The sequence below is a fragment of the Pelotomaculum terephthalicicum JT genome (genome assembly GCF_022410535.1).
In the GTDB taxonomy this organism is placed as follows: Bacteria; Bacillota; Desulfotomaculia; order Desulfotomaculales; family Pelotomaculaceae; genus Pelotomaculum_D; species Pelotomaculum_D terephthalicicum.
Genome location: NZ_JAKNBL010000083.1, coordinates 1 through 2,632, shown reverse-complemented (window position 1 = coordinate 2,632; position 2,632 = coordinate 1). Strand labels below are relative to the sequence as shown.

Annotated in this window: 2 protein-coding genes and 1 pseudogene; 1 reads left to right on the top strand and 2 read right to left on the bottom strand. The window is 35.0% G+C overall.

The window, feature by feature from the left end:
- Positions 1 to 10: 10 nt before the first annotated feature.
- Both L9W92_RS18510 and L9W92_RS18505 read right to left on the bottom strand, forming a co-directional pair.
- Positions 11 to 376 (bottom strand): annotated as a pseudogene (locus L9W92_RS18510) (NifB/NifX family molybdenum-iron cluster-binding protein).
- Positions 377 to 621: 245 nt separating this feature from the next.
- Complete coding sequence (locus L9W92_RS18505; protein WP_240085215.1) at positions 622 to 1,056, bottom strand: iron-sulfur cluster assembly scaffold protein; 435 nt, start codon at positions 1,054 to 1,056, stop codon at positions 622 to 624.
- A gap of 298 nt (positions 1,057 to 1,354) precedes the next feature.
- On the opposite strand from L9W92_RS18505, the gene L9W92_RS18500 reads away from it, so the two are divergent.
- Positions 1,355 to 1,753 (top strand): MerR family transcriptional regulator, encoded by a 399-nt coding sequence (locus L9W92_RS18500; RefSeq protein ID WP_240085214.1) that lies wholly within the window; start codon positions 1,355 to 1,357, stop codon positions 1,751 to 1,753.
- The last annotated feature ends 879 nt before the right edge of the window (positions 1,754 to 2,632 follow it).

The window sequence follows — 2,632 nt, the reverse complement described above, 5'->3', positions numbered from 1 at the left end:
TTAATAAAACTTAAAACCAGTGACCTTCTACATCTGCTTCTTCCGCTTCTGCAAGCATACCTTCTCTAAATCTTTTCATTCTAAATCTTTTCAATGTATCTGCAACCGTACCTTCGGCACCGGTAAATAACTTAATTCCTGCAACGCTTAATGTCCGAAAGGCCTTCGGTCCGCAGTGTCCGGTGATTACAGCTTCCACTCCCTGGCGGCTGACTATTTACGCTGACTGAATACCTGCACCTTGAGCGGCGTTCAGGTTTTGGTCGTTACTCACTACATGGTAATCACCTTTATCTGTATCTATCACGATAAACCAGTTGCACCGGCCAAATCCAAGATCTACCTTGCTTTCAAGTGTTTGTCCCTGAGTAGAAATTGCTATTTTCAGCTTTAAACACCTTCTCTTGTTTTATTTTCAACCGCTAGAAAGCTACGTCTAACAACCCATAAGTTATGGTCGTTATTTCATTACTATTATACACAAAAAAAATCAATCCGTCAATTATATTACGGCAAAGAATTTAAGTATTATAAATCGGATAATTCAAATAATCCTCAATAAAAATTTTTAAATATTTAGAGGCATCAACCACAAGATGAATTATTAGCTATCAATTGTATTTACCCTTTTTGGATGGATTTAACCATTGACTCAATCTCTTCCTTGTAATCCGGAAGGATCCGCATAATCCAGTCTATAACAGCTTTATCGAAAGCCTCCACAGCCATACAAGAACAATGTAATTTTTCTTCAGGTAAACCGTTTAAAGCTTTAACAACGTCCTGGTCATTTACATCTAAAGCTTCCATAATCGGCTTACCTTTAACCAGTTCGCTAAAAGCGCTGGAAGTGGCGATAGCTGCCGGACAGCCATACACTTCATATTTTATGTCTTTTAATTGATTACCATCGACTTTAATGTATATCTTTACATAATCGCTGCATGAGGGATTACCTGCCATTCCAATTCCGTCAGCATTCTCAATTTTTCCAACGTTGCTCGGATTCATAAAATGATTCATTAATACTTCATTATCATAGATGCTGATTTTCATAATTTGGTGCCCCCCCTTTTGTTGTGGTAATAGTTTGTAAATATTATAGATCTCATCCACATAAACAATCAATAATTATATTGAATATTATTAAGTAATATTATTTAATTATTATACATAAAATAATTCCAATATTAGTTAATGTAATTTTGATTAAAACCATATTTTTAAAGCTAAATTTTTAAATAATAAGAATTCCTTTTATATCATTTTAATAATATATCATAATATATTTACAATACCTATTTCTATATATATAATAAATTTATAAATCTTATTCATAGGCGGTGATGATTAAATGCCTACATGGGATGATGACAAGCCAATGTTAAATATTGGCATAGTAGCACAGCTACTTGAAATTCACCCTGAAACGCTCCGTATATGGGAAAAAAATAATTTAATTAATCCGGCAAGAAAAAATAGGCAGAGACTTTATTCAAATAATGATTTAAAAAGGTTAAAGTTTATCCATAATCTAATCAATATAAAAGGACTTAATATCGCCGGTGTGCAACAGGTCATTGCTATGTATTCCTGCTGGAAAACGAAAAGTTGCATAGATAGTCAGACCAGAAATAAAAGTGAGGCAGTAAACAAGTCTAAACCTTGTTGGAAGGAAGACGAATCATATTGCGTAATGGTTCAGGATAAGGCAGACCTTTGTAATAATTGCAAATATTATCAGATGAGTTAGTTGATTTCCATAAAATATTCCAGATTAACTCAACTAATGGAATTATACTTCCATTTGTATTACTTAGTATTCAGTAGTTATGACTTGCAGTAAATTAGTACCCCAAAAAATCAGAAAAATGATCAAAACCACTTGACATTTTCAAAAGCGCCCAATAATCGAAGATGGTGGTATTTATTACCATCACATATCGATATGGGTGATATATTAATGAACCTGCAAAAACCGATCTTTGAAAACAAACAATATGGACCTGGTGGCGGTATCCCACTCCTTAAGAGTTTTTGAGATAAATTTGAACTCTCATTGCTCTTTTTGCAGATGGGGATTGTCAAACATTCAGGTGTTTCCAGCTGGTTGATGGCTTTTGCATATATTTGTGGCTTGATCGCTCAAAAGCCTTCGGTAAATCAGAATGCAGATTTTACATCTGATTCTCCCATTCTAAATGTTTTTGGGACTGGTATTATTTATCCAAAACTGCATAACTCATGTTAGCGTTACAGAAAATGGCCATGATTACTGCATTAAGTGGAGAACTCATCCCCACCTTTTTTACTGACTTCACTTGGTTCGGTAGGCTTGTTAAGAATTCTCTTTGAAGTCGACTATGACGGGAAAGCAATTTACGTTCGCACCATTGATTCTCATGGTGTAATATACAACTAATTTAAAATTAAATTTGCTCATTATATTAATCACCGTTTAACTTCCACGGACAATTTTTGTCCGAACTTGATTAATTGCCGCATTCCTGCACACTGGCTGATACCTGTGAAGATAGCATCTCTATTTGCCGGCAGCCATCTTGTTCCTGAGAGAGCAGTTACTCCGGAACCTCTGAAGGCCCCAGGGTCTGGTATTGGGCCTTATAGTAAT

What these genes read in the sequence shown, in the direction of transcription:
- L9W92_RS18505 (WP_240085215.1), bottom strand. Translation starts at nt 1,056, where the DNA reads ATGAAAATCAGCATCTATGATAATGAAGTATTAATGAATCATTTTATG.
- L9W92_RS18500 (WP_240085214.1), top strand. Translation starts at nt 1,355, where the DNA reads ATGCCTACATGGGATGATGACAAGCCAATGTTAAATATTGGCATAGTA.